General features: G+C 72.3%; 14 protein-coding genes and 1 pseudogene. 9 read left to right on the forward strand and 6 right to left on the reverse strand.

The annotated features are described in order from the left end of the window. Nucleotides 1-10 precede the first annotated feature (10 nt). From pcaH to EV383_RS06010, 5 genes are all read left to right on the forward strand, one after another. Nucleotides 11-742 (forward strand): protocatechuate 3,4-dioxygenase subunit beta, encoded by a 732-nt coding sequence (gene pcaH / locus EV383_RS05990; RefSeq protein ID WP_130288977.1) that lies wholly within the window; start codon nt 11-13, stop codon nt 740-742. Next, nucleotides 739-1,314 (forward strand): protocatechuate 3,4-dioxygenase subunit alpha, encoded by a 576-nt coding sequence (gene pcaG / locus EV383_RS05995; protein WP_130288978.1) that lies wholly within the window; start codon nt 739-741, stop codon nt 1,312-1,314. The genes pcaH and pcaG overlap by 4 nt, the downstream gene beginning before the upstream one ends. Nucleotides 1,315-1,509: 195 nt before the next feature. Then, nucleotides 1,510-2,034, forward strand: coding sequence for a GtrA family protein (locus EV383_RS06000; protein WP_130288979.1), 525 nt, complete (start codon nt 1,510-1,512; stop codon nt 2,032-2,034). Between the two features lies 1 nt (nt 2,035). Beyond that, nucleotides 2,036-2,944 (forward strand): alpha/beta fold hydrolase, encoded by a 909-nt coding sequence (locus tag EV383_RS06005; protein ID WP_130288980.1) that lies wholly within the window; start codon nt 2,036-2,038, stop codon nt 2,942-2,944. A 67-nt stretch (nt 2,945-3,011) separates the two neighbouring features. Then, entirely contained in the window at nt 3,012-3,218 is a 207-nt protein-coding gene (locus EV383_RS06010) for a hypothetical protein (RefSeq protein WP_130288981.1), read from the forward strand. 84 nt (nt 3,219-3,302) lie between these two features. Here the strand turns inward: EV383_RS06010 and EV383_RS33045 are convergent. Together EV383_RS33045 and EV383_RS06020 are read right to left on the reverse strand one after the other, a co-directional pair. Next, a pseudogene (locus tag EV383_RS33045) lies at nt 3,303-4,981 on the reverse strand (glycine/sarcosine N-methyltransferase). Nucleotides 4,982-5,368: 387 nt separating this feature from the next. After that, nucleotides 5,369-6,550, reverse strand: a complete 1,182-nt coding sequence (locus EV383_RS06020; RefSeq protein WP_130288982.1) for an acetyl-CoA hydrolase/transferase C-terminal domain-containing protein — start codon at nt 6,548-6,550, stop codon at nt 5,369-5,371. Nucleotides 6,551-6,602: 52 nt separating this feature from the next. On the opposite strand from EV383_RS06020, the gene EV383_RS06025 reads away from it, so the two are divergent. Beyond that, nucleotides 6,603-7,601: a glutathione S-transferase family protein gene (locus EV383_RS06025; protein ID WP_130288983.1), complete on the forward strand. Its 999-nt coding sequence runs from the start codon at nt 6,603-6,605 to the stop codon at nt 7,599-7,601. A 70-nt stretch (nt 7,602-7,671) separates the two neighbouring features. Further along, nucleotides 7,672-8,898, forward strand: coding sequence for a glycoside hydrolase family 3 N-terminal domain-containing protein (locus EV383_RS06030; protein ID WP_130288984.1), 1,227 nt, complete (start codon nt 7,672-7,674; stop codon nt 8,896-8,898). 67 nt (nt 8,899-8,965) lie between these two features. Here EV383_RS06030 and EV383_RS06035 read toward each other — a convergent pair whose 3' ends face one another. From EV383_RS06035 to EV383_RS06045, 3 genes are read right to left on the reverse strand one after another with little or no spacing between them, the layout of a single operon-like run. After that, nucleotides 8,966-9,727: a 3-oxoacyl-ACP reductase family protein gene (locus tag EV383_RS06035; RefSeq protein ID WP_130288985.1), complete on the reverse strand. Its 762-nt coding sequence runs from the start codon at nt 9,725-9,727 to the stop codon at nt 8,966-8,968. After that, entirely contained in the window at nt 9,724-15,336 is a 5,613-nt protein-coding gene (locus tag EV383_RS06040; RefSeq protein ID WP_130288986.1) for an ATP-binding protein, read from the reverse strand. Before EV383_RS06040 ends, EV383_RS06035 begins: the two co-directional genes overlap by 4 nt. 54 nt (nt 15,337-15,390) lie before the next feature. Next, nucleotides 15,391-17,361, reverse strand: coding sequence for a 3-oxoacyl-ACP synthase III family protein (locus tag EV383_RS06045; protein ID WP_130293974.1), 1,971 nt, complete (start codon nt 17,359-17,361; stop codon nt 15,391-15,393). Between the two features lie 336 nt (nt 17,362-17,697). Here EV383_RS06045 and EV383_RS06050 point away from each other — a divergent pair, with 336 nt between their 5' ends. Both EV383_RS06050 and EV383_RS06055 read left to right on the forward strand, forming a co-directional pair. Further along, nucleotides 17,698-18,240 carry a carboxymuconolactone decarboxylase family protein gene (locus tag EV383_RS06050; protein ID WP_130288987.1) on the forward strand — a complete coding sequence of 181 codons (543 nt, stop codon included), beginning with the start codon at nt 17,698-17,700 and terminating at the stop codon, nt 18,238-18,240. Between the two features lie 391 nt (nt 18,241-18,631). Further along, nucleotides 18,632-19,624 carry a hypothetical protein gene (locus EV383_RS06055; protein ID WP_130288988.1) on the forward strand — a complete coding sequence of 331 codons (993 nt, stop codon included), beginning with the start codon at nt 18,632-18,634 and terminating at the stop codon, nt 19,622-19,624. Between the two features lie 122 nt (nt 19,625-19,746). Here EV383_RS06055 and EV383_RS06060 read toward each other — a convergent pair whose 3' ends face one another. After that, nucleotides 19,747-21,186, reverse strand: a complete 1,440-nt coding sequence (locus EV383_RS06060; RefSeq protein WP_130288989.1) for an MFS transporter — start codon at nt 21,184-21,186, stop codon at nt 19,747-19,749. Between the last annotated feature and the right edge of the window lie 49 nt (nt 21,187-21,235).

A 21,235-nucleotide genomic window follows, 5' to 3' on the forward strand; every position in this document is an offset into this window, starting at 1 on the left:
AGGCTCCGAGATGACCACCACCCAACGGCCCGCGGGGTACGCGCCGGTCCCCGCCGGCACCAACCCGCCGCTGACCTTCTCCGGCTACCGCAGCACCGGGCTGCGCGCCCCGTCGCAGGCCCCGATCGTGCTGCCGCACCGGCTCACCGAGGTGACCGGCCCGCTGCTGCCCGGCCCGATCGGACCGAACGACCACGACCTGACCACCCAGCACGCGAACGAGCCCGGCGGGGGCGAGGCCCAGGGCCAGCGCATCGTCGTGTTCGGCCGCGTCCTGGACTCCGACGGACGCGCGGTGCCGGACACCCTCGTCGAGGTCTGGCAGGCCAACGCGGCCGGGCGCTACCGCCACGCCCGCGACAACTGGCCCGCACCGCTGGACCCGAACTTCTCCGGCGGCGGCCGGGTGCTCACCGACGCCCAGGGGAACTACTCGTTCACCACGATCAAGCCGGGCGCCTACCCGTGGGGCAACCACCACAACGCCTGGCGGCCCGCGCACATCCACTTCTCGCTCTTCGGCCAGGCCTTCCCGCAGCGCCTGGTCACCCAGATGTACTTCCCGGACGACCCGCTGTTCGCCCAGGACCCGATCTACAACTCCGTCCCGGAGTCCGCACGGCACCGGATGGTGTCGACGTTCGACCTCGACGCCACCCGCCCGGAGTGGGCCCTGGCGTTCCGGTTCGACATCGTGCTGCGCGGCCGGGAGCAGAGCGTCTTCGAGGAGCCGCACGCATGAGCGCGACCTACGGGGTCACCCCGTCGCAGACCGTCGGTCCGTACCTCGCGCTCGGCCTGACCTGGGACGACGGCGCCGACGTCGTCCCGGCCGGGACGCCCGGCGCCGTCCTGCTCGGCGGCACGGTGTTCGACGGCGCCGGTGAGATCGTCACCGACGCCATGATCGAGACCTGGCAGGCCGATCCGGACGGGCGCTTCGACCACCCCGACGACCCGCGCGGCGCCGTCACGCCGTCGGTGCCCGGCTTCCGCGGCTTCGGCCGCGCGGCGACGGACGCCGAGGGTCGCTGGGAGATCCGCACCCTCGAGCCCGGCGCGCTGCCCGCCGAGGACGGCGCGACGGAGGCCCCGCACCTGACCGTGTCGGTGTTCGCCCGCGGACTGCTCGACCGGGTGGTCACCCGTGTGTACTTCCCGCAGCAGGCCGAGGCGAACGCCGCGGACCCGGTGCTGACGTCGGTCCCGGCGGAGCGTCGCGACACGCTGGTCGCGGTACCCGACGGCGAGGGGCGCCTGCGGTTCGACATCCACCTGCAGGGCGAGCGGGAGACGGTCTTCTTCGACTGCTGAGGGTTGCCTGAAGGTTCTACCGTGGGCGAGATGCCCGATCCGGGTGTTTCCGCTGGTCCGGGGGTGTGATCTCGCCCGGAGTCCGGGTGCGCCCCGGTTGGTGGTGATCCGGATGGGGTATATCTGCGAACAACGTCCACGGGCGGCGGCCGAGTCCGCCGCCCGGCCGGACGGACCCCCGGACCAGGAGGCACGTTGGACGCCGCACCCACCTCGGGCGCCGGTCGCTGCCTTCCGGCGCCCTCCCGGGACCAGACGTCGGAGCCCGCGGCCCCGGCCCTGCGGGACCGGATCCAGCAGTGGCGCCGCAGCCATCGCACGATCGTCCAGCTCATCCGCTACGCGATCATCGGCGGCGGGAGCACCGGCCTGACCGCGGTGCTGTTCCTGGCCCTGCGGCCGTGGCTCGACGCCGTCCCGGCCAACCTCGTCGCACTGGTGATCACCACGGCGGTCAGTACCGAGGCCAACCGGCGCTTCGCGTTCGGCGGGGCCCGCGCGCACCGTCTGCGCGAGTGGGTGCAGGACGTCGGCACGGTCGCGTTCTACGCCGGCTACACCTCGGCGGTGCTGCTCGTGCTGCACCTCGTCGTGCCGTCGGCGTCGCCGCTGCAGGAGGCGGTGGCCGTCGCGGTGGCCAGCATCGCCGGTGGGGTCGGCCGGTTCCTGGTGCTGCGCAACTGGGTGTTCGAGGCCCGCGGGGGCCGGGCACACTCGTGACGTGTTCGACGACTTCCGCACGTTCGACCTGACCGTCACCGGCGACGGCGAGACCGTCGGGATCCACGGCGTGACCGGCGGCGAGGGCCCGCCGGTGCTCCTGCTGCACGGATTCCCGCAGACGCACGCGTTGTGGCACCGGATCGGCCCGGAGCTGGCCCGCACGCACACCGTCGTGTGCCCGGACCTGCGCGGCTACGGCGACTCCGGCCGACCGGCCGAGCGCGACGACCACGCCGGGTACTCCTTCCGCGCGATGGCGGCCGACCAGGTCGCGGTGATGGCGCAGCTGGGCTTCGACGAGTTCGCCGTGATCGGGCACGACCGCGGCGCCCGGGTGACACACCGGATGACGCTCGACCACCCGTCGGCCGTGACCCGGGCCGGCGTCCTCGACATCATGCCGACCGAGCACGTGTACTCCCACGTCGACCGGCGCCTGGCGACCGCCTACTACCACTGGTTCTTCTACCTGCAGCCGTCTCCGCTGCCGGAGAGGCTGATCGCCGGCGACCCGATCGCCTACCTGCATTCGCTGCTCGGCGGCTGGGGCGGCAAGGGCCTGGACATCCACCCGCCGCAGGCCCTCGCGGAGTACGAGCGGGCCTTCGCCGACGCCGACATCCGGCACGCGATGCTCGAGGACTACCGCGCGGCCGTCTCGGTGGACCTGGGCCTCGACGCGGAGTCGGCGCGTGCAGGCGTGCGGGTCTCCTGCCCGCTGCTGGTGCTCTGGGGCGGCGCCGGGGTGGTCGGGGGCGGCGAGGAGGACCCGCTCGACGTGTGGCGTCCCTACGCGGCCGATCCGTCGCTCGTGAGCGGTCGGGCGCTCGACGGCGCCGGGCACTTCCTCGTCGACGAGCAGCCCGACGAGACGCTGCAGGAGATCCGCCGGTTCCTGGACTTCTGAGCGACGGGTTCCGGGGCGGTGCCCTCCTGCGGCGACGTGGTCACCCGGACGTGGAAGAATCAGACGTATGGGACGTAACACGCTGACTCGCACCGTCGTCGGAACGCTGGCCGCCGGAGCGCTCGTCTTCACCACCGCCGGCGCCTGCGGGGGCGGCGAGGCCCAGCCCGCGCCGACCCAGCAGCAACAGCAGGGCGACGAGCAGGGCGACGATGACGACCAGGACGGCGACGACGACCAGAACGGTCAGGACGACGACGGCGACGACAACTGACCCGTCACGCCGGTCACGACGCGAGACGGCCCGCCCGGTCGATGACCGGGCGGGCCGTTCGTCGTTGCGGGTGGAGCGGGACCGTCAGCCCTTCACGGCGTGGAAGATGCCCCACGTCAGGTTGCCGGCGTTGCCGCCGTCGACCCAGTGCTGCAGGCCGGCCTTCATGTTGGTGATGTACTGCTCGCTGATCGCGGCGCGCAGCTCCGACTCACGGGCGACGAGCTCCTCGCGGACCCGCCGGTAGTGCGTCGGCAGCTGGGCGGCGTGGTCGTGGAACGTCACGCCGGTCATCCCGCGCTTCTCCAGGCCCGCCGTGTAGAAGCCCGGCGTGGCCATCGTCGAGAGCTGAATGCGGTCCAGGATCGGCGTCAGCTCCGACTGGTCGACCCCGTCCACGGCCATCGGGTCGGTGAACACGACGTGCCCGCCCGGGCGCAGCACCCGCACGGCCTCGTCGAGCACCTTGTCCCGGTCGCCGGAGTGCAGGAACGCGTCCTGCGACCAGACGACGTCGACCGAGGCGTCGGGCAGCGGCACGTCCTCGTAGGAGCCGGTGCTGACCGAGACCAGGTCGCTCAGCCCCTGCTCGGAGGTGAGCCGGGTGTTGCGGTCGTTCTCCACCGGCGAGAGGTTCAGGCAGGTGACCTTCGCGCCGAGGCGCTTGGCCAACTGCCGCCCGGCACCGCCGTATCCGGCGCCCAGGTCGAGCACCTCGGTGCCCTTCCCGATGCCGGCGATCTCGCCCATCCGCTCGACGGTCCGGCGGCTGGCGGGCGCGATCTCCTCGTCGTCGGTGGCGTAGAGCCCGACGTGGATGTCCTCGCCGCCCCAGACGCTGGAGTAGAACGTGTCCGCGTCCTCGGAGTCGTAGTAGCTGCGTGCGGTGGCCTCCGCCTGCTGGGCGCTCACGAGGGGTCCACCTCCTCGCGGTAGGCCTTCTCCGCGATGTGGACGAAGAAGTCCGGCTCCTCGTCGCGGTAGGTCGACTGGAAGTCGCCGTAGGTCTCGATGTGCTGGAAACCGACCTCGTGCATGAGCCGCCGCGTGTAGTCCTTGCGCAGCGGGAACATGTTCAGGTGGTACTCGGACTTGTCCGGGAACGTGTACTTGAACCGGGCCAGGCCCTCGTCCATGTGCTCCGGCTCGGCGACGACGTCCTCGCCGCAGTAGTAGTACTGGTGCTTGCTCGAGAACCCGTTGTCCAGGATCGAGTCGTAGTTGCGCTGGTCCAGGATCAGGACGCCGTCGTGCTTGAGCATCGCGTAGAACTCGGCCAGCGCCTTGCGCCGGTCGCGCTCGGAGAACAGGTGGGTGAACGAGTTCCCCAGGCAGATGATGGCGTCGTACTCGCCGTGCACGTCCCGGTTGAGCCAGCGCCAGTCGGCCTGCACGACGCGCAGGATGTGCCCGCCGTACTTCATGCCGTTCGCGAACGCCTTGGCGAGCATCTCGGCGCTGCCGTCGGCGGACACGGTGTCGAAGCCCTCCTCGAGCAGCCGGACCGAGTGGAACCCGGTTCCGGTCGCGACGTCGAGGACGCTGCGCACGTTGCGCTGGCGGAGCTGGTCGACGAAGAACTTGCCTTCGCTCTCGTACCGGCCCTTCCAGTCGATCAGTTCATCCCACTTGTCGACGAACGTCTGGACGTACTCGTGCTTGTAGTGCGTCGACTCCCGGACGTCCAGCGGCTTGTCGCCGAACTCCTGGGCCATCCTGCCGAGCTCGGGCTGCTCGTTGTCAGTGCGGTGATCGGCCGTCATCTGTTCCGCGTCTCCTCCGAAGATCGGGTCGCTGCGGGTCGAGATGACCGTAGTTCGGGGCGCCCGTCCTGTCCGGACCTGTGGTGAGGGGTCTGGAACGGGACGATTTGTTGTGTTATACGCAACGAGAAGGAGGTGGCTGTCCACAGGCGGGGCGCTGATCGCGACGTCGCGGCGGCCCGGACGGATCACCGTGCGTGCGCGCTGAACTGCTCCGTCATCGGCGTGTGACACGACGGTGCCGCGCGGTCGGCGACCTGTGGACCGAGGGCGGGTCCCGGTGGGCCAGATCACCGCTCCGTCACCGTGGAATGCCGTCACCGTATCGAGAACGTATCCTTGTGAAGTGCATCACACAACGAACTGAGGTTCACTCGTTCGTGCCAATCAGGCGACCGTCGGGTGTCCCCAGAGTGTCTCCAGCGCAGCACGGCGTTCGGTGCGTCCGAGGCCCCGCAGGTCCGCCGTGCCCCGTTCGGTGACGACGACGTCCACGTCGTGCGACGGCGTGGTGACGGCCCGCGACAGGCGCTCGACGAGCGTCGGGCGGCCCTTGTGGGCGCTCGCCAGCACGATGACGGACAGGCCCGGCCCGCGCGCGCCGGCCGCGGCGAAGTCCGGGTGGCCGCCGATCATCCCGTTTGCCGAGGGGCCGATGCCCTCGACGTTCACCTGGCCGTCGGCGTCGATCTCCAGGGCGGTGTTCAACGCGACGAGCGGGGACGGGTCCGCGGCCGAGAGCCGGGAGATGTCGTGGGTGTACTCGACCCGGCGGATCACGCCGCGCCCGTGCGCCCAGTCGTAGAGCCGGCTCGTGCCGTAGAGCCCGAGCGCGGTCGGCGTGCCGAGCAGCAGGCCGCGCTCGTCGAGGTCGACGACCGGGTCGGACATCAGCCCGGAGTCCACCCGTACCGGCACCTGCAGCGCCGAGACGAGCGCCGCCGCGAGGCGCCCGGGCCCGAACTGGATCCGGGCCCCGGACGGCACCAGCGCGGCCGCGTGGGCCGCGATGGCCTCGTCGTCGGCGGTGGGCGCCGGGGTGGCGACGTCGGCCGGTGCACCCTCGGGCCCGTCGACGACGCCGAGCACCGTCACCGCGCCGTCGGGCAGCGTCGGGCCGCCGGTCGCGTGCGGCGCGGAGCGGGACTCCACGGCCGCGACCGGCACGCCGGCGTCGACGAGGGCCTGCATCCAGGAGACCTCGGCGCCGAAGCGCAGCCCGTCGTCGTCGCGGACGACGGTGGCCAGCAGCAGGTCCGGGCGCAGCGGCCCGGTGAGCAGCGCCGGGGTCGCCGAGAGACGGCACGGGACGGTGGTCGCCGCGCCGGAGTCGAGCATCGCCCGGACGCCGGGCCCGCCGACGACGGTGCGGACGTCGGCGAACGCGGCCGGGTCGAGGCGGGGCAGCGGGGCCGGTACCCAGCCCAGGACCAGCCGGACACCGCCCGCGGCCGCCGCGACGCGGCTGAGCGGCCCCAGGAGCGCGTAGGGGGCGCCGCACGCGTCGGCCAGGGCGACGCGATCACCCGGCCGGACGAGTTCCCGCAGTGCCCGCTCGAGGTCGTCCATGCGCTGATTCGATCACGAGCGGGCGCGGGGGAGCAGCGTTAGGTTTCCCGGCATGGGAACCGATGCGGAGTCCGGCGAGTTCGTCCGCGAGGCGCTGGGGGTGGCCGAGCGCATCACCGCCGACGGGTCGTCGCCGTGGCCGGTGGAGGCCGGGCGCTACCGGCTCGTGGCGGCGCGCGCCTGCCCGTGGGCGAACCGGGTCGTGATCGCCCGCCGGCTGCTCGGGCTCGAGGACGCGATCTCGATGGGGATCGCCGGACCGCTGCACGACGAGCGCAGCTGGCGCTTCCACCTCGACCCCGGCGACAAGGACCCGGTGCTGGGGATCGAGTACCTGCGCGAGGCCTACGAGAAGGCCGTGCCCGGCTACGACAAGGGCGTCACCGTCCCGGCGATGGTCGAGGTCGCCTCCGGCAAGGTCGCCACGAACGCCTACGCCGAGCTGGAGTTCGACCTGGCCACGCAATGGTCGTCGCTGCACCGCGAGGGCGCCCCGGACCTGTTCCCGGAGAAGTACCGCGACGAGATCGACGCCGTGGGCCAGGGGATCTTCCACGACGTCAACAACGGCGTCTACAAGTGCGGGTTCGCCACCACCCAGGCCGCCTACGAGAAGGCGTTCGGAGCCCTGTTCGCCCGCCTCGACGAGCTCTCCGACCGGCTGGCGGGACAGCGGTACCTGGTGGGGGACACCATCACGGCGGCCGACGTCCGGCTCTGGGTCACCCTCGTCCGGTTCGACGCGGCCTACCACGGCCACTTCAAGGCCAACCGGCAGAAGCTCACCGAGATGCCGGTGCTGTGGGCCTACGCCCGGGACCTGTTCCAGACCCCCGGCTTCGGCGACACCATCGACTTCGACCAGATCAAGCAGCACTACTACGGCGTGCACTCCTCGGTGAACCCGTCCGGTGTGGTGCCGCTCGGACCGGACACCTCGGGGTGGCTCACCGAGCACGGCCGGGAGTCCCTCGGCGGTCGCCCCTTCGGCGACGGCACCCCGCCCGGCCCGCCCCCGGCCTCCGAGCGCGTCCCGGCCCTGCCCGCCTGAGCGGCCGGGGGCGACACGCCCCCGGCCCACACCGCCCGTCGACGGGGACCTGCCGTCACAATGGACGGCGATGTCCTCTCGCCTGCGCTCCCACCCCGTCACCGGCCGTCGACGTCGCCGTATCGGGATCGGCCTGTCCGCCCTGGTGGTGGGGGCACTCGGCGCCGGGGTGGGCATGACGGCGATGGGCACGCAGGTGAGCCCGACCGCCTCCACGTCACCGGCGCCGGCCCCGGCCGCACCCGCGAGCCCCGCCGCCGTGCCGCAGGCCGCGCCCGGGCTCCCGGACTGCACCGGGATGGTGAACGCGCTGTCGACGCGCGACCGTCTCGCCCAGCGTCTGATGGTCGGCGTCGACGCCGCCGACCCGGCCGGTGCCGTCACGATCGTGCGCGACTCGCAGGTCGGCGGCGTCTTCCTCGGTGGCAACGAGACCGCGCTGCTGCAGAACGAGAAGCTCGAGGCCGTGCAGAAGGTCAGCCGCACCCCGCTGGCCGTCGCCGTCGACGACGAGGGCGGGCGTGTGCAGCGCATCGACGACCTCGACGGCGAGCTGCCCAGCGCCCGGTCGATGGCCGCGTCGAAGACCCCGGAGCAGGTCACCGCACTGGCGAAGGACCGGGCCGAGAAGCTGCGCGCCCGCGGCGTCACCTGGAACCTGGCCCCGGACGTCGACACCTCCGACCAGCCGAAGAGCGACGTGATCGGCGACCGTTCGTTCTCCGACGACCCCGCCGTCGTCACCCGCTACGCCCTGGCCTGGGCGCAGGGCCAGGAGGCCGGCGGCGTCTACGGGATGCTCAAGCACTTCCCCGGCCACGGGCACTCCAGCGGCGACTCGCACAAGGGCGCCGTCAGCACCCCGCCGCTGTCCGAGCTGAAGCAGCGCGACCTGCTGCCGTACGGCGACCTCGTCGGCGCGGGCAGGCCCCTCGACGGGCGTACCGGCGTCATGGTGGGGCACCTCGACGTCCCCGGCCTGACGAAGGACGTGCCCAGCTCGCTGGAGCCGGCCGTCTACGAGCTGCTGCGCGGGGAGTACCGCTTCGACGGCGTCGTGATGACCGACGACCTCGGGGCGATGAAGGCCATCACCGACCGCTTCGGGTTGGCCGCGTCCACCACGAAGGCCCTCGCGGCGGGCACCGACATCGCGCTGTTCTCCAACGTCACGAAGGTCGCCCCGCTGCTCGACGCCGCGGAGAAGGCCCTGGAGAAGGGCGAGATCACCGCGGCCGACAACGACCGCGCCGTCGCCCGCGTCCTGGCCGCCAAGGGCCTCTGCGCCCGCACCTGACCCGTCACACGGAGAACGGCACCCCCGCCCGGGTGGGCGAGGGTGCCGTCGTCGGGGCGGAGCCCGATCACATGTCGAGGCCACCGTTGACGGAGATGACCGAGCCGGTGATGTAGCCGGCGTTGTCGTCGACCAGGAACGCCACCGTGCGGGCGATCTCGCTGGCCTGGCCGAGGCGGCCCATCGGGACGTTGGCCAGGAGCTTGTTCAGCACCTTCTCCGGCACCGCCGCGACCATCTCGGTCTCGATGTAGCCGGGCGCCACGCAGTTGACGGTGACGCCCTTGGACGCCACCTCCTGCGCCAGGCTCTTCGAGAAGCCGATCAGACCGGCCTTGGACGAGGCGTAGTTCGCCTGCCCGACCGACCCGGTCTGCCCGATCACCGAGCTGATGTTGACGATCCGGCCGAACCCGTTGCCGGTCATGTGGTCCAGCACGGCCTTGGTCATGTAGAACGCGCCGGAGAGGTTGATCCGCAGCACCGCGTGCCAGTCCTCGACGGTCAGCTTGCGCACCGTCTTGTCGACCGTGATGCCGGCGTTGTTGATCAGGTAGTCGACGCGGCCCTTCTGCTCGAGCACCTCGGAGACCACCCGGTTGCAGTCGTCGGGCTCGCCGACGTTGCCCTGGTGTACCGACACCGAGGCGCCCTCGGCGCCCAGCTTGCCGGCCAGCTCCTCGGCGGCCTTGGAGTTCGAGCTGTAGCCGGCCGCCACGTGCACCCCGGCCCGGGCCAGCTCCGTGGTGATGGCGGCGCCGATCCCGCGGGCGCCACCGGTGACGATGGCGACCTTCTGGTCGGGGTGGGTGTCGGTAATGGCGGTCATGAACGATCTCCGATCGTGTCGAGAGTGCGGTGCATGCCCCGCTGAACGGCGTCGGCCAGGTAGGGCCGCAGCTGTTCGGGGGTGACGATCCGGTCCACGGAGCCGACCTGCTGGGCCCGCTCGATGGAGTGCTTCGTGTCGAACTCGTCGGCGACCTGGCCGAGCTTCTCCGACCGGACGTCCGGCCGGAGGGTGGCCAGCTCACCGCGCAGGGAGGCCGCGTCGGGCTCGCGCCCGGCGTCGGTCGCCTCGGCGATGCGGGCCTCCAGGTCGGTGACCCGGGGGTCCTTGGCGGTGCGGTCGTTCACCTCGCCGGCGAACACGACGGCCGCGGCGGGCGCGCCACCGAGCACCGAGGCGTACGAGCCGGTGACGGCGGCGATCTCCATGTTGTCGTTGAGCGTCCCGGAGAACACCACGAACGCGCCGCCGTGGTAGCGCGAGACCACGCAGAACACGATCGGGCCGTCGAAGTTGACGATCGCCCGTCCGATCTCCGCGCCGTACTCCAGCTGCAGTCCGCGCAGCGACTCCGGGGAGCCGTCGAACCCGGACAGGTTCGCCAGCACCACCAGGGGCCGGTTGCCGCTGGCCGCGTTGATCGCCCGGGCGCACTTGCGCGACGAGCGCGGGAACAGCGTGCCCGCGGTGAACTGGGCGGGCCCGTCCACCGGCAGCGTCCCGCGTCGCGGGATCGGGCGGGACTCGATGCCGATCATCGCGATCGGCTGCCCGCCCAGGTGGGCGTCGAGCGCGACGACGGAGTCGGCGTCGTGCATGTCGGCCCAGCGCTCGGTGGTCGGGTGGTCGGAGTCGGCGACGCCGCGCATCACCGAACGGATGTCGAACGGCTTCTTGCGCTCGCCGTTCGTCTCCGCCGCGAAGATCTCGCCGAGGGTGGTGAACTCGCAGTTCGGCCCGGAGTGCGGCGACGGCGAGATGTCGCGATCGACCGGGTCGCTCGTCGGTGCCGGGCGCGGGAACCGCTCGCCGGGCGCGGTCCAGGTGTGGGCGTAGTGGCTCAGCAGCACGTTCACCGCGCCGCCCAGGTCCGGCGCCCAGTACTGCGCCTGGCCGTTCGGCCCCATGATCCGGTCGTAGCCGCCGATGCCGAAGTTGTCCTCGGCCGAGACGCCGCCGGAGTAGTCCAGGGACTGCTTGCCGGTGAGCACCATCGTCGAGTCCGGGGTCATCACCAGGATGCCGCGGGTGTGCATCAGCATCGTGGCCTCGGCGTTCCAGTACGGCTGGGCGCCCACGTTGATGCCGGTGACGACGACGTTGAGCTCCCCGCCGTCCTGGGTGAACTCGATGATCCCGCGCAGCACCCGGGAGATCCAGTCCATGTTCTCGGTGCCGGAGTCCATCGCGATCTTGGCCCCGGCCGAGACGGCGAACCACTCGATCGGCGCGTCCAGGCGGCGCGCCAGCTCCAGCGCGGCCATCACCCGGCGGCACTCGGGCTCGGCGATCGCACCGAGCGCCCGGGTCGGGTCACCGAGCAGCACGACGCGGGTCATGCCGTCGGGGTAGCGCTGCGTCGGGACCGTGACGGTGCCGAGGACGAAGTTCGCCGCGTTGTTGCCGTAGGGCCGGTCGACGGGGACCGGCGCGCCGGCGTCGTCGAGGTCGTACTCGGTGAACGTGCCCTCGCCGGCGTCGATCGGCGCCGTGAGCAGCGGGACCAGCTCGTAGGGGTACACCGCGCCGCGGCGACGGGCCTTGAGCACCTTCTGGTCGTAGGCGTCGAGCTCGCGCATCGGCTCGGTCGGCGGCTCGGTGAGCCGCACGCTGAGCCCGGACCCGGCCGGCCGCGACATCCGCAGCACCAGCGGCCGCGTCTCGTTCGAGCCGTCCAGGGCGGCGGGGTCCGCCGCGCGGAACTCGACCAGCGCCTGCTCCAGGCCCAGCCCCGCCGTCCGCGGCGCCAGGCGCCCGACGACCGAGTCGAGCTCGTTCAGCGGCACGTCCACCGACGGCCAGACGTAGAGCTGGATCCGGTTCCAGGACAGCCGCGACAGCGCCCGGTCCGAGGAGCGCGCCGCACGCAGGCTGTCCATGCATGCGTCCAGGGCGCGCTCGAGCTGCGGCAGCGACCGGATCGAGCCGTCCTCGTCGCGCAGCACGGTGAGCTCGCGGACGTCGGCCATCGCGACGAGCCGGTCGTCGGCGGTGACGCTCTTGCCGGTCGCCCGGAACAGGTGCACGTCCATTGCCGCGGGCAGGCGCGTCAGGTCGAACTCCGAGAAGCGCCACAGCCGCAGCCGGTCGGCCACCAGCGGGTGCATCCCCCGCAGCGTGCGGTCCTCGACCAGCTCGCCGTCCTGGTTCGGACGGAAGGTGAACCACGTCGGGCCCTCGGCGGCCGCGTCGTCGACGGTCTCGCGCGGGTTGGGTCGCACCGCGACCGCGACCCGGTGCAGCGCGCTGCCCGGCACCCGGCCCAGCGCGGCGCGGACCCGCTCGGCGCGGGCGTCGCTGTCGCCGCCGTCGTCGGCGTGGGTGGAGGTGACGTAGAGGTCCACCAGGGCCGTGCGGCCCTCGCCCAGCTCGCCGACCAGGCGGCGCAGCTCGGCCGCGGTGGCCATCGCGCCCTCGGGGTCGTTGTTGTCGATCACCGAGGCGAACAGCGTGCGGTCGTTGCCCAGGTGCTGGTAGCGGGCCTGCAGCAGCGGACGGCCGGCGTGCTCGGTGAGCTCGATGCCCTGCAGCGGCCGGACCCGGTAGTAGCGCCGGGTCATGACCTCCAGCAGCGCGGCGTTGTGCCGGTCGCCGAACACGCCCAGAATCGGCTCGGAGCTGGCGACCAGGCGCTCGATCAGGGCGGGGCGGTCGGCGGAGTCCGGGTTCTCGGTCAGCGTGTCCAGGGTGGCGCGGACCTGGGCCAGGACCTCCTGGCGCGCGGCCGCCACGACCGGCGCGTCGAACGCGCGGTAGCGGACCTGCCGGGCGGTGTCGCCGACGACCGGGTGCCGCAGCTGCGTGGCCACGACGAGCTCGTCGAGGGTCCGCAGGTACTCGTCGCGGGTCGCGTCCGGCAGCCCGGTCAGCGACCGCGGGTGGCGCAGACGCCAGTTCAGCAGGTCCAGCACGACCGGCGCCTGCTGCGACGCGCGGCGGTGGGCCAGGAACATCCGGTACAGGGCCGGGCCGAGCTCCGGGTCGGACGTCACGTCCGAGATCCCGTAGTGCCCCATCGCCCGGCGCAGCTTGGCCTGGAACGACTCCGGCAGCCCGTCGGCGTCGACGTCGCGCGAGCGCAGGTAGGCGTAGAGGTACTCCTGCGGGTTGCGGTCGGTCTCGCCGGTCTCGTCGTCGGTCTCGCTGCGGTTGCGCGACAGCGCGCACAGGTCGGCGAAGATCCGCAGGACCGACATCTCACCGGCCAGCACGGCCGGGTCGTCCTCGGCGAGGTCCTCGCGCGCGGTCCGCAGACGGGCCAGCAGCGGGCGGGCCTGGCTCTCGTCGACGTCGAAGCCGAGCACCTGCGAGCGCAGCGCGCTCAGGGCGTCCGCGGCCGCGTCGGCCGGCGAGCCCTCGTCGTCGGATCCGAACGCGCTCAGGTCAGAGCGCTCGGTCTCCGCGGCGGCCGGGGCGTCGGCGTCCTCGGCCGGCTCCAGGCGGATCAGCTTCGTGCCGCCCTCGACTTGGGTGTTCGCCGGGACGAGCAGCTCGGCGACGGTGCCGGCGAACGGCGCCCGCAGGCTCGTCTCCAGCTTCATCGACTCCACGACGGCGACGACGTCGCCCTCGGAGACGGTGTCACCGGCCGAGACCGGGATGGCCACGACCATCGCCGGTGCCGGGGCGCGGACGATGCCGGCCTCGCCGCCGGAGATCCGGTGCACCGCGCCGTCGACCTCGACGATGAAGTCGGAGTCCTGCGCGACCGAGAGCACCGCGTAGGTGGTGCCGCCGACGGTGAGCCGGCGCTCGAAGCGGCCGGAGCGCTCGACGTCGACGTCGACGGTGCGCCCGTCGAGCTCGACGCGGTAGCGGTTGTTGCGGGTGCGCGCGACGCGCAGCCGGTAGGACTGGCCCGCCGCGGTGACGTCGGTCTGGTGCCAGGTCTCGTAGCCGACCTCGGGACGCCCGCGCTCGGCGGAGGTGAACAGCCGCTCCTGCTGGCGCGCCACGTGCCCGTCGTGCGACTGGACGGCGGTGGCCAGCAGCGCGACGTCCAGGCGCCGCGGCGGGGTGTAGCCGGCGGCCATCATGCCGTCGAGCCAGGTGGTCTCGAGCTCGCCGGAGACGAACTCGGGGCGGTCGAGCAGGTCGAGCAGGAACGCCTTGTTGGTGCTGCCGCCGTCGATCACGGTGGCGGTCTGGCGCAGCGCGCGGGCGAGCCGGGCGCGGGCCTCGGACCGGTCACGGCCCCAGGCGATCACCTTGGCGATCATCGAGTCGAACTGCGGCGGGATGACGTCGCCCGCGGCGACGCCGGTGTCGACCCGGATGCCGGGTCCGCTGGGCAGCGCCAGGTGCTCGATCCGCCCGGGTGCCGGGGCGAACTCGCGCTCCGGGTCCTCGGCGGTCAGGCGGGCCTCGATCGCGTGCCCGGAGCCGGCCGGTGCGCCGCCGTCCTCCCCGCCCGCCCCGGCCTCGGCCAGCGTGCCGCCGGCGGCCACGTGCAGCTGCAGCTTGACGATGTCGACGCCGGTGCAGGCCTCGGTGACCGGGTGCTCGACCTGCAGGCGGGTGTTGACCTCGAGGAAGGACAGCAGCCCTTCGGTGGGCTCGTAGAGGAACTCGACGGTGCCGGCGTTGACGTAGCCCGCCTTGCGCACCATGTCGGCCGCGGAACGGCGCAGCAGCGCCTCCTGCTCGGCGTCGAGCGCCGTCGACGCGGACTCCTCGATCACCTTCTGGTTGCGGCGCTGCACCGAGCAGTCGCGGACGCCGAGTGTCCAGACGTCACCGGTGGCGTCCGCGACGACCTGGACCTCCACGTGGCGCCCGCCGGAGACGGCGCGCTCCAGGAACACGGTCGCGTCGCCGGCGGTCTTGCCCGCCTCCGAGGACGCGCGCTCGAACGCCTCGTCCAGGTCGGCCGGGCCGGCGACGTAACGGATGCCGCGCCCGCCCCCGCCCGCGGTGGCCTTGACCATCAGCGGGTAGCCGATCGCCTCGCCCGCCTCGCGCGCGGCCTCGACGTCGGCGACCGGGCCGCCGGACCACGCCGCCATCGGCACGCCGACCGACTCGGCCAGCTGCTTGGCGGCGATCTTGTCCCCGAGCTGGTTCATGACCTCGGCGGACGGGCCCACGAACGTGATCCCGAGGTCGTGGCAGAGCTGCGCGAAGTCGGCCTTCTCCGAGACGAAGCCCCACCCGGGCCAGACGGCGTCGGCGCGGCTCGCACGCAGCGCGCGCTCCAGCTCGGCGTGGTCGAGGTACGGGCTCGGGCCCATGTCGTCCGGGTCGTCCGGTCCGATCAGGACGGCCTCGTCGGCCTCCCGGACGTACATCGACCGCCGGTCGACGGCCGTGTGCAGGGCGATGGTGCGGAGCGGCGGCTCGTCGCTCCTCTCGGCGTTCCACTCCCGGACCGCGTTGATGAGCCGCATGGCGGGCTCGCCGCGGTTGACGATGGCGATGCGCGAGAACATGACGGTGTTTATAGCTCCTCAGCTCCGAAGAAGGGGGTCGTTGCTCGCGGGGACTCAGTCGCCGAACGCGATGCGGACGTCGTCGGTGGTGGTGGCGCCGGTCGGGGTCGCCGCCTGGGCGGAGGCGACGGCGGTGTCCTGCGCGGTGAGGGTGACCTCGGGGGCCATCACCGACGGGTCGACCCGCAGCACGGCGTAGCCGCCCACGGCGCCCGCGCCGAAGCCGGGCGCGAACACCCGGGTGGGTCCGGTGATCGCGCCGTCGCGCACCGCGTCGAACATCGCGATCGGGATCGAGGCGGCCGAGACGTTGCCCATCTCCTCGATGTTGAAGTAGAGCTGGTCGGCGGACAAGCCCGCATCGGCCGCGAGCTGCAGGATCATCGTCTTGTTGGCCTGGTGCGGGACGATCAGGTCGATCGCCTCGAGCAGCGAGGCGCCGTCGGTGCCGGCCGGTGCCGGGAGCTCGCCCAGCTCGCCGATCATCTGTGCGAGGTAGCGGGCGACCAGGGCCTTGACCTCGGGGCCGTAGACGGTGATGTCGTTGTCGAACTCCGGGTTCGGCCAGATGATCGAGTTCACCTGGGAGACCGGGCCGGAGGCGTAGGTCTGCAGCACCTCGACGTCGCCGGGCTCGCCGTCCGGGGCCGGTGCGACGACCATCGCCGCCGCTCCGTCGCCGAAGATCATCCGCGACGTCCGGACGCTGCCGATCTTGTCCGAGAACTTCTCCACGCAGACCAGCAGCACCGGCCGGTCCACCTCCTGCAGCTGGCGCACGGCCTCGGACAGGCCGTACGGCAGGCCCGCGCAGGCGGCGACGATGTCGGCCGAGCAGTGCGTCTGCAGCAGGCCGAGCTGGCCCGAGAGCCACGTCGACAACGACGGGATCAGGCGCTCGCTGGTGCAGGTGGCCACGAGCACGGCGCCGATCTCGTCGGTGCTCCGGCCGGAGTGCGCGAGCGCGGCCTTCGCCGCCTCCAGGGCCAGGTCCTCGATGTCGAGCTCGGTGTAGCGGCGCCGGTCGATGCCGGTCTTCTTGCTGATCTCCGCGGCGCTCATCGGCGACCAGGAGAACGCGGAGTTGCGCACGACGTCGGTGTTGTCGCAGACGTACTCGCCACGCACGACGGCCAGCGACTCGATCCTCGGCTGCACCCGGAACGCCTCGGGGACCCGGATCGGCGGCAGCGGGCGCACCGGCTCGACCGGCTCGGCCGGGGCCTCGGCGCGACGGCGCCGCGTCGGGCGCGCGCCGGAGACGCGGTCGAGGAACGCCGACACGTCCCGGTTGCGCGGGTGGAAGGCGATCACGTGGTCGTCGTCGCCGATCTCCTCGGCGGTGCGCAGCTCGGTGCCGGCGCGGTCCCACGGGTACTGGTTGTGCAGCACCATCGCCCAGCGGGTCAGCGCCTCGAGCTCGGGTCGGTCGGCCGCGGCGTCGACGATCTGCGTCTGGGTGAAGACCGGGTAGTCCGGGTCGTGCTCGCCGACGACGAACGTCAGAGCGCCGGGGGTGTCGAGGAACTGGGCGACGGTCGGCTTGACCGCGGGCAGCTCGGTGGCGTGGTGGCGGCGGTGGCCGAACACGTCGAAGAGGAGGTCGAAGACCTTGCGCTCGGTGGCGTCGTCCCACGTCGGGTCGAGGGCCTCGAACGCCTCGCGCACGGCGCGGACCTTCTTGTCGCCGTCCTCCCACGGGGTCAGCACCGGGAGGTAGACGTCGCTGCGGTGCCGGGGCAGGTCGCGCCAGCGGGTGGGGCGCTTCTCGAACATCGTCATCGAGAACCGGTTGACCCAGAACAGGTTCTGGCCGATGTCGCGGAGCAGCTCGAACCGGCTCGAGTAGGCGCCGTCGGTGATCCGGGCGAGGATGTCGGTCCCGGTCGGTGCCTTCGCCTCGAAATCGCGCTCGACGATTGCGGTGAACTGTTCGAGATCATTGATGACCGAGAAGTCGAGCTCGGCGAAGAAATTGGCGGGAAAGACGAGTCGATCGTGACTGTTGACGACGAACGGTTTCATCATCGGCCTCCTGGGCGTGAGTCTGCCGGGCGAAAATCACCTGGCTTCACGCGTGGGCGGGCCGGGCGATCGAGCGGAGCGGTGCCCATGACGGTATCCGCAGAACGCCCTCGATCGGAATGTGATCCGCCCCCGGAGTGTGCACGCTCACGCATTGTCGGTCAACGGTGACGGTTACCCGTTGGTTGCGTACGCACATATTACCGACGAGTTCTACTCGCGCGTTTATCTTCGATTTCCGGTGTCCCTGCATGTCACACGGCCGCGGCCGTCCACTCTGGATGATCAGTGCTCCGCCGCTCGGCGGCGCACGTCGTGTGGTTCTACGGTCGGACCATGGCACGCGTCGAGTACGTCGACCCCGAGAACGCTCCGCCGGAGACCGCATCCGCGCTGGGCCGGTTGCCGCAGGCACACGTCTTCGGGCTGATGGCCCAGGCCCGCACGGCCTTCACACCCTGGCTCCGTCTGGGCGGTGCGCTGCTCAACGACCTCGCCCTCGCGCCGTCGCTGCGCGAGCTCACGATCCTCCAAGTAGGACGGTTGGCGCAGCGCTACGAATGGGTCCAGCACGTCCCGATCGCACTCGCGACCGGAGTGAGCCGGGAACAGATCGACGCCCTGGAACGGGGAGTGGTCGAAGAATCACTGTTCGACCCGACCCAGCGCGCGGTCCTGCGATTCGTCGCCGACCTCGTGCGCGACGGAGAGGTCTCCGACTCCGACTTCGCGACGCTGTCCGATCTCCTCGACGAACAACAGATCGTCGAGGTGGCCCTCGTCGCCGGTCACTACCTCGGCCTCGCCCGGATCATGACCGCCCTGCGCATCGACCCCGACGACCCCATGGGCCCCGAGGCCCTCAACGCCGGCACCTGACCCTGGGCTCCGAGCCCCGCAGGTTCAGCGACCGGCACGTTCGTCGCAACCTTTGCGACGGGCGTCCCGCTCGTCGGTAGGGGTGCCCGGCCACGGCGCCCCCGAAAGTTCAGCGACCGGCACGGTCGTCGGAACCTTTGCGACGAGGGTGCCGTCCGTCGTGCACTCCGTCCGGGGTCCGGCCGGCCCCGTGATCCGGGGATCCGCGGGCACCCCGCGCCACGGTTCAGCGAGCGGCACGGTCGGTGCAACTTTCTGACGAGAGTGCCGCTCGCTGGACGGGGGAGGGCGCGAGCACTTACCGGCGGGCGCGTTGTCCACAACCTGTATCGCCTGTCCACAGATTCGAGATCGGTCCGTCGCCGGAGTCGATCGGGCTCAGGCTCGGAATATGCCTCGTCGACGTTGCAGCCTTCCCCTCGAGTCGATCCCCGGTCTGTGCGGCGGCCGGGTCGTGCGGGTGGCCGATCTGGAGTCGCTCGGGCTCAACCGGGGGACGATCGCGTACCGGTGTCGCCCGGGCGGACCCTGGCAGTCGGTCGCACCCGGTGTGGTGGCCCTGCACAACGGGGCGCTGACCCGGGCCGACCGCCTGGCCGCGTCGTTGCTGCTGGGCGGGCCGGGGTCCGTGGTCACCGGGCTGGACGCGTTGTGGGCGGCCGGTCTGCGCCGGTGTCCGCAGCCGAGCGGTCCGGTCCACCTGCTCGGACCGCCGGACCGGCGTCGCACGGGTTACGGACTGCTGATCGTGGAGCGGACCGACCGGTTACCACCCGCGGTCGGCCCGGTGCCGTGCGCGCCGGTGGTGCGCGCGGTGCTGGACTGGTCACGGCGCAGCCGCGACCGCAACGCCGTGCGGGCTGCCCTCGCGGAGGTGGTGCAGCGAGGCCGGTGCACGCCGGCGGAGCTGGTCGCCGAGCTGGAGCAGGGATGCGGCCGAGGTTCGGCCCTCCCACGCTCGGTGCTGCGGGAGGTCGGGGACGGGGTCCGTTCGGTCGCCGAGGCGCGGGCCCGAGAGGTACTGCTGTCCAGCCCGGTCCTGCGCGGCGCGTTGTGGAACCCGCGTCTGCTCGACGCCGGTGGTCGCTTCGTCGCGATGCCCGACGTCTGGTTCGACGACGTCGGGATGGCCTGGGAGATCGACTCCTACGAGTGGCACCTCTCGCCCGCGGACTACGAGCGCACACTGGCGCGCCGGTCGGCGATGGCCGCGCACGGGATCGTCGTCGTGCACGGGACGCCGAACCGTCTCGGGAGGGACCCCGCCGGCGTCCGGGAGGAGCTGGAGCGGATCCATGCGCAGTGCCGCCTCCGCCCGCGTCCCGCGCTGCGCGTGGAACCGGCGCCCACGGGCGGCGTGCTGCTCGGCCGGGACTCGGGGTGAGGCGTGACCGGTACGCGGGGCCCGTCCGGCACCGGGGCGGACGAGCGGCGCTCTCGTCGCAAAGGTTCCGACGAGAGTGCCGCTCGCTGGGTCGGTGCCCCGGGGCCGGGCGGTGGGTGGGGTCAGCGGGTGGCGGGGGCGAGGTCGGCGGGGCGCTCCTGGGCGTCGGAGGCGAGGGGCGCCGGGGTGAGGAAGACGATCACCATCGCGACCAGGCCCGCACATCCTGCGGCGACGAAGGCCGTCGTGTAGGCGAAGCTCGAGGGCAGGACGGCGCCGCCGTCGAGGGTCATCACGCTGGCCGTGGTCACCGCGGTGGCGACGGCGGTGCAGGACGACGTCCCGAGCTGGCGCATCAGGGTGTTGAGGCTGTTCGCCGCCGCGGTCTCGCTCTCCGGGACCGCGCGCATGATCAGCAACGGCAGGGCGGAGTAGGACAGGGCCGCGCCGACGGCGGTGGTCGTGCTGGCCGCGATGAGCAGGCCCAGGTTCGCGGGCAGGGTGGCGAAGGCGAGGTTGCCGGTGCCGAGCAGGAGTGTGCCGACCACCAGCGTCGTCCGCGGGCCGCGCAGGCGCGAGAGCGTGGCCGAGACCTGCGAGAACACCACCATCGAGCCGCCCATCGGCAGTAGCACCAGGCCGGCGACGATCAGCGACAGGCCGAACCCGTAGCCGGTGGCCTCGGGGGCCTGCAGGATCTGGGTCGCCAGCACGAAGCCGGTGAACATGGCGAAGCCGATCATGACCGTCGCGACGTTCGTCCAGAGCACCGCCGGTCGTGCGGCGACCCGCAGGTCGATCAGCGGGTTCCGGCCGCGCAGCTCGTAGCGGCCCCAGGCGAGGCCGACGACGAGCGCCGCGACGAACAGCCCGAGGACCAGCGGCGAGGTCCAGCCCCACTCGTTGCCCTTGGAGATACCGAGCAGGAGGCAGACCAGCGCGATGCTGATCCCGACCGCGCCCACCATGTCGAACCGGCCGCCGCCACGCAGCGAGGACTCCGGGACGAGCTTGCGCACGAGCAGGATCTGCACGACCGCGAACACGGCCGCACCGGCGAAGAGCCAGCGCCAGCTCGCGAACTGGGCGACGACACCGGTGATCGGCAGCCCGATCGCGCCGCCGAACCCGAGCGACGAGCTCATCAGCCCGACGCCGCTCCCCACCCGGTCGGGAGGCAGGACGTCGCGCATCAGGCTCATCCCGAGCGCGATCACACCGAACGCCGTACCCTGCAGCACACGTCCGGCCAGCAGCACCGCGATGTTCGGGGCGATCGCGCCGAGCAGCGAGCCGACGCCGACCATGCCGAGCGCGACCAGCAGCATCCGCCGCTTGCCGTACATGTCGCCGAGGCGCCCGAGCATCGGTGCGGACACCGCACCGGCGATCAGGTTGGCGGTGATCAGCCAGGAGGCCGTCGACGGGCTCACCGACATCAGCTGCGGGAACTGCGGCAGTAGCGGCACCACCATGGTCTGGACCAGGGACACCAGCAGGCCGCACGAGGCCAGCACGGTGATCGCGACGAGCGGCCTGGTCCGGGTCGTCGCGTCGGCCAACGCCGACCTCCGTCCGGGAAGGGGAGAAGGGGTAACCCGATCAGGTGAC

This window comes from Pseudonocardia sediminis (assembly GCF_004217185.1).
GTDB lineage: Bacteria > Actinomycetota > Actinomycetes > Mycobacteriales > Pseudonocardiaceae > Pseudonocardia > Pseudonocardia sediminis.